The organism is Streptomyces globisporus (genome assembly GCF_003501885.1).
Lineage (GTDB): Bacteria > Actinomycetota > Actinomycetes > Streptomycetales > Streptomycetaceae > Streptomyces > Streptomyces globisporus_D.
In genome coordinates, this window is the sequence record NZ_QWFA01000276.1 from 1 (window position 1) to 5,690 (window position 5,690).

The 5,690-nt window shown below is 73.4% G+C and carries 7 protein-coding genes; 2 read left to right on the forward strand and 5 right to left on the reverse strand.

Going from position 1 to position 5,690, the window contains the following annotated elements; genetic code table 11:
• On the reverse strand, positions 1-1,066 hold a 1,066-nt coding region (locus D3105_RS31625), incomplete at its 3' end, for an ROK family transcriptional regulator (RefSeq protein WP_118906307.1).
• 73 nt (positions 1,067-1,139) lie between these two features.
• On the opposite strand from D3105_RS31625, the gene D3105_RS31630 reads away from it, so the two are divergent.
• Entirely contained in the window at positions 1,140-2,273 is a 1,134-nt protein-coding gene (locus D3105_RS31630; RefSeq protein ID WP_118906308.1) for a Gfo/Idh/MocA family oxidoreductase, read from the forward strand.
• Complete coding sequence (locus D3105_RS31635; protein WP_118906309.1) at positions 2,270-2,749, forward strand: heme-degrading domain-containing protein; 480 nt, start codon at positions 2,270-2,272, stop codon at positions 2,747-2,749. The genes D3105_RS31630 and D3105_RS31635 overlap by 4 nt, the downstream gene beginning before the upstream one ends.
• A 64-nt stretch (positions 2,750-2,813) precedes the next feature.
• Here the strand turns inward: D3105_RS31635 and D3105_RS31640 are convergent, their stop codons facing one another.
• From D3105_RS31640 to D3105_RS31655, 4 genes are all read right to left on the reverse strand, one after another.
• Entirely contained in the window at positions 2,814-3,674 is an 861-nt protein-coding gene (locus D3105_RS31640; protein ID WP_118906310.1) for a fumarylacetoacetate hydrolase family protein, read from the reverse strand.
• A 138-nt stretch (positions 3,675-3,812) separates the two neighbouring features.
• Entirely contained in the window at positions 3,813-4,583 is a 771-nt protein-coding gene (locus D3105_RS31645; RefSeq protein ID WP_118906311.1) for a YidC/Oxa1 family membrane protein insertase, read from the reverse strand.
• 135 nt (positions 4,584-4,718) lie between these two features.
• Positions 4,719-5,051, reverse strand: a complete 333-nt coding sequence (locus tag D3105_RS31650) for a DUF6412 domain-containing protein (RefSeq protein ID WP_075268522.1) — start codon at positions 5,049-5,051, stop codon at positions 4,719-4,721.
• A 125-nt stretch (positions 5,052-5,176) separates the two neighbouring features.
• The coding region (locus D3105_RS31655) for a class E sortase (protein WP_133305735.1) at positions 5,177-5,690 on the reverse strand (514 nt) is incomplete at its 5' end.

Genomic DNA, 5,690 nt, shown 5'->3' on the forward strand with positions numbered 1-5,690 from the left:
GTGCCGCACCCTCCGCGACCGGCCGGTCCCCGCCCCCGGCGACCGTGACGGTCACACCCGCGCCCGCCCCGCCCCGGGCGGCCCGCTCCTCGATCACGGCCCGGACGCCCCGGACGTACGCGTCCTCGTCGGCGGCCACCGTCCGGCCACCCAGGACCACCCGGTCGATGTCGAGCAGGCCGACCAGGTTCGCCGCGCCCGTGCCCAGGACCCGGGCCGCCTCGCCCCGGTCGCCGCGCGCTTCGGCGGCCAGGCACAGGGCCTCGATGCAGCCGCGCCCGCCGCAGCCGCACAGCGGGCCGTCCAGCTGGAGGGTCTGGTGCCCGAACTCACCGGCCCCCGTCCGCGCCCCCCGGTGCACCTCGCCGCCGAGGACCAGGCCCGCGCCAAGACCCGTACCGAGGTGGAGGTAGGCGAAGTCGCCGCCGCCCGCGCCGCCGAGAGCGAGGGCGAGGGCGGCGGCGTTGGTGTCCTTGTCCAGGACCACCGGCAGCCCGGTCCGCTCGGCGAGGGCGGCGCGCAGCGGGTACCCGTCCCACTGCGGGAAGCCGGTGACCCGGTGCAGCACGCCGTCCCGGTGGTCGAGCGGGCCGGGCGCCGCGACGCCCACCCCGAGCACCGGCTTGCGCGGTTCGGCCGCGCTCAGGTCCCGTACGGCGTCGGCCGCGTCCGCGAGGACCTGCTCCGCCGGGGCGCCGAGGTCGAGGGGTGCGGTGGTGACCGCGACCGGCCGGCCCGCGAGGTCGACGAGGACGGCGGTGAGCCCGTCGCGGTCGAGGTGCAGGCCGACGGCGAACTGGGCGTCGGGGACCAGCCGCAGCACCGTGCGCGGCTTGCCGCCGGTCGAGGGGCGCAGGCCCGCGCCGACGGCGAGCCCGTCCTCCCGCAGGCGGGCGGTGATCTTGCTGACGGCCTGCGGGGTGAGGCCGGTGCCCTCGGCGAGCTCCAGTCGGCTGATGCCCTCCGTCCCCGCCGCGCGCAGCAGGTCCAGCACCAGCGCGGCGTTGTGGTGGCGCAAGGCAGGCAGGTTGACCCCGGCCTGGGTTTTCGTCCGGCTCCCGTTCACGGCTCACTCCTCTTCACCGCCCCATTGTGCCGGTCGCTTGCACTTTGGCAACAGCGTTGCTTAAGTGGATCGCATGACCCCCTACGCCTCCGACGCCCCTCTCCGCGTCGCTCTCGTCGGCTACGGCCTGGCCGGCTCCGTCTTCCACGCCCCGCTGGTCTCCGCGACCGACGGCCTGGTCCTCGACACGGTCGTCACGTCGAACGAGGAGCGCCGGGCGGAGGCCCGTGCCGCGTTCGGCGACGTCCGGTTCGCCGCCTCGCCGGACGAGCTGTGGGAGCGCGCGGACGAGCTGGACCTGGTCGTGATCGCCTCCCCGAACAAGACGCACGTCCCGCTGGCGACGGCCGCGCTGAAGGCCGGTCTCCCCGTCGTCGTGGACAAGCCGATCGCCGGGACCGCCGCCGAGGCGCGCGAGCTGGCGGCCCTCGCCGAGGAGCGCGGGCTGCTGCTCTCGGTCTTCCAGAACCGCCGCTGGGACAACGACTTCCGCACCCTGGCCGCGCTGATCGCCGACGGCGAGCTGGGCGAGGTGCAGCGCTTCGAGTCCCGGTTCGAGCGCTGGCGGCCGCAGCTGAAGGGCGGCTGGCGCGAGTCGGGTGACCCGGACGAGATCGGCGGTCTGCTGTACGACCTGGGCAGCCATGTCGTCGACCAGGCGCTGGTGCTCTTCGGAGCAGCTGTGCAGGTGTACGCCGAGTCCGATGTACGGCGTCCCGGTGCGGCGGCGGACGACGACACGTTCATCGCGATCACGCACGAGAACGGGGTCCGCTCGCATCTCTACGTCAGCGCCACCACGGCCCAGCTCGGCCCCCGCTTTCGCGTGCTCGGCTCGGCGGCGGGCTATGTGAAGTACGGCCTGGACCCGCAGGAGGCGGCCCTGCGCGAGGGGCTGCGCCCGGTGGCCGGCCGGCCGTGGGGCGAGGAGGTGGAGGAGCTGTGGGGCCGCATCGGCTCCGGCGAGTCCCCGCTGACCGGCGGCGGCACCCCCGTCCGTACGCTGCCCGGCGACTACCCCGCGTACTACGCCGCCGTCGCCGCGGCGATCCGTGGCACCGGCGACAACCCGGTCACCGCACTCCAGGCGGCCGCGGCCCTGGACGTCCTGGAGGCCGCCCGCCGCTCGGCGCGCGAAGGCGTCTCGGTCATCCTCCTCCCCCACCACGACGAACCGCACCACGACGCAGAGGAGCGGCGCGCATGACCACCACCTCCCCCACCATCTCCGAGCTGATCGCCCAGGAGCGCCGGCTCACCCTCCCGCACTTCTCCTACGACGACGCGTTCGCGCTGGGCAGCCTGCTGGTCGGGCTGGCGCGGGAACGGCACGCACCGGTCGCGATCGACATCCGGCGCGGGGCGCAGCAGCTCTTCCACGCGGCGCTGCCGGGTTCGAGCGCGGACAACGACGCGTGGATCGACCGCAAGCGCAAGGTGGTCGAGCGGTACGGCGAGAGTTCGTACCTGGTCGGCACCCGGTTCCGCGCGAAGGGCACGACGTTCGAGGAATCGTCCCGCCTGGACCCGGACACGTACGCAGCGCACGGCGGTTCGTTCCCGATCGCGGTGGAGGGCGCGGGCGTGATCGGCACGGTCACGGTGTCCGGCCTGCCGCAGGCCGAGGACCACGCGATGGTGGTCGAGGCGCTGGAGCAGTTCGCGGCGACGCCGGAGGCCTGAGCCGGCCGTACGGGGAGGGGGCGTCGTCACGTACACGTACAGCGACGACACCCCCTCCCTCCGGCTACGCGTCCTTCAGTTCCTGCCGCTGCCGGCCGAGCCCCTCCACCTCCAACTCCACCACATCGCCCGCCTTCAGATAGGGCTTGGGCTCGGGCTGCCCCATGGCGACCCCGGCGGGCGTCCCGGTGTTGATGATGTCGCCCGGGTAGAGGGTCATGAAGTGGCTGAGGTAGCGGACGACCTCGCCGACCGGGAAGATCTGCTCGGCCGTGGTGCCGTTCTGCTTCAGCTCGCCGTTGACCCAGAGGCGCAGCGGCAGGGCCTGCGGGTCGTCGACCTCGTCGGCGGTGACCAGCCAGGGGCCCAGCGGGTTGAACGTCTCGCAGTTCTTGCCCTTGTCCCAGGTGCCGCCGCGCTCGATCTGGAACTCGCGCTCGGAGACGTCGTGGGCGGTGGCGTATCCGGCGACATGGGCGAGCCCCTCCTCGGCGGAGCCCAGGTAGCGGGCGGTACGGCCGATGACGACGGCGAGCTCGACCTCCCAGTCGGTCTTGCGGCTGCCGCGCGGTACGAGGACGGTGTCGTCGGGCCCGACGACGGTGTCAGGGGCCTTGAAGAACAGGATCGGCTCGTCCGGAATGGCCGCCCCGGTCTCGGCGGCGTGGTCGTGGTAGTTCAGCCCGATGCACACGATCTTGCCGATGCGCCCCAGCGGCGGCCCGATCCGCAGCCCTGTCGCGTCCAGGGCGGGCAGCAGGCCTGGGGTCTCGGCGGCCGCCCGTACGCGGGCGAGCGCGGAGGCGTCGGCGAGCAGATCGCCGTCGATGTCGGGGACGATTCCCGACAGATCACGCAGAGTCCCGTCGTGGTCGAGAAGTGCGGGACGCTCGGCGCCCGCCGTACCGACTCGAAGCAGCTTCAACGGTCCAACTCCTCTTGATCGAGGTGGAGAGCCCGCCGGCGGGGTGCGGCCGCCGAGGGACTTGGCCGATCGTCCAAGAGATCGGATCACTCCGCAATACCTCGTTCACACACTGGACCGGCGCATCGGCCGCGCGGACTACGCCGCGGTGGCCATGGCGCCACCGGCGAGGGGCATGTCGCGGTAGAGCCAGGCCCGCTCGACGGCGGTCCAGGTGGTCGTGGTGACGACGTAGAGAGCGGCGGCCAGGGGGACGACGGCCACGGTGATCAGGGTGAAGAAGGACAGCAGCGGCATGAGCTTGGTCATCGCGCCCATCCCGGGCACGGGCTGTCCGTCAGGGCCGGCGGCGGGCGTCATCGGGTTGGCGGCCATCTGCCGCTTGGTGCGTCCGTAGTTGAACGCGGCGACGGCGGCGACGACCACGAAGAGCCCCAGGTAGACCAGCCCCTGCCCGCCGAACAGCCCGCCGTGCGCGAGCGCGTCGTGCCAGCGCCCGCCGAGCGGTGCGCCGAGCAGGTCGTGGCTGAGCAGCGCGTTGGGCTCGCCGCCGATCGAGCTGCTGGAGAACAGGTGGTAGAGCAGGAAAAACGCGGGCATCTGGAGCAGGCTCGGCAGGCAGCCGGAGAGCGGCGACACCTTCTCGGCGGCGTGCAGCTCCATGATCGCCTTCTGCATCCGCTCGGGATTCCTGCCGTGCTTCTTCCGGAGCTCGGCGATCTGCGGCTGGAGCCGGCTGCGGGCCTTCTGCCCGCGCGCGGCGGCCCGCGAGAGCGGGTGGACGGCGAGCCGGACGAGCGCGGTGAACAGGATGATCGCGGCGGCGGTGGACGCGGTCTGGAAGAGCGGCTGCAGCAGATCGGCGAGGGAGCCGACCAGGCTCGCGAAAGCGGACATGAAGGCGGACATGGGTGAGCCCTCCGGGGGTCTCGTCGTGCCGGGAGGTACCTGCGCAGAAGGCGACGAGGTACGGGGTGGTTGCTCGGCGGCAGGACGACCGGCGCGGGGGCGCACCGCAGTTACGGAAGGTGGTGCGGTGGTGCGCTACGCGGCGGCCGTCAGGAGGGCGTGCCCGGGTGCCCGGGGCCTGGTGCGACCTCGGGCGTCGGGGTCGCGTTGCGGGAGGAAGGCGGTGCGCCGCTCCCGGTCCCTGATGGCGGTACGGACCCGGGTGCGGGGCACCGGGGGCGCGCAGCGGGCGCTGATGACGGCGCAGGCGAGGAGCGCGGAACCGGCCGCTGCGGTGGCGGCGAGCGCGACGGCGGCGGAGAGGCTGCCGCCCTCGGCGAGGAGGATCTCGGTGAGGAAGAGGAGGAGGAGCCCGGCGGGCCGGAGCAGCCGGGCGAAGGCGCGGCGCAGGGCGTTGGCGTCCCGCACGATGTGCACCTCCGGTTCCCTGGACGATTCCTCGTACCGCTTCTGCGAGGTGCCGCCCATCGGAGTGAACGGCACTCTTTCGTTATACACGATGATCGGGGCGGCCTTCGGGGTTCCCAGGTCCTTCAGCGGGGCCGCATCGAGGTGAGCTGCCCCCAGACGACGAGCCGGTAGCGGGAGCTGAACTCGGGGGTGCACGTGGTGAGGGTGAGGTAGTGGCCGGGCTCGCTGTAGCCGACGGTGGTGGTGATGTTGCTGCGCGGCACGGGCGCGATGACCCCGCTGTCGGAGGGCGCGGTCCGGGCGAGGCGTTTCCCGACGGTGTACGTGTAGACGGCGTCGCGGGTCTCGACGGTGATCCGGTCACCGCTGCGCAGCCGGTCGATGCGCCGGAAGGGCTCGCCGTGGGTGTTGCGGTGCCCGGCGAGCGCGAAGTTCCCGGCCTGCCCGGCCTGCGCGGTACGGGTGTAGTGCCCGACGTACCCCCGGTCGAGCACCCCGCCCTTGCTGGTGCCCTCGGCGACAGGGGCGGTGAGCCCGATCCGGGGGATGCGCAGGACGGCGTACGCCTGGTCCCAGCGGGGGGCGGGGGTGCTCTGCCGGGCAGCGGTGGCGGTGGTGAGCGACAGGAGAGTCCCC

Bases quoted from the DNA above. Each gene is read 5' to 3' on its own strand.
- D3105_RS31645 (WP_118906311.1), bottom strand. From the start codon at position 4,583: ATGTCCGCCTTCATGTCCGCTTTCGCGAGCCTGGTCGGCTCCCTCGCC.
- D3105_RS31635 (WP_118906309.1), top strand. From the start codon at position 2,270: ATGACCACCACCTCCCCCACCATCTCCGAGCTGATCGCCCAGGAGCGC.
- D3105_RS31630 (WP_118906308.1), top strand. From the start codon at position 1,140: ATGACCCCCTACGCCTCCGACGCCCCTCTCCGCGTCGCTCTCGTCGGC.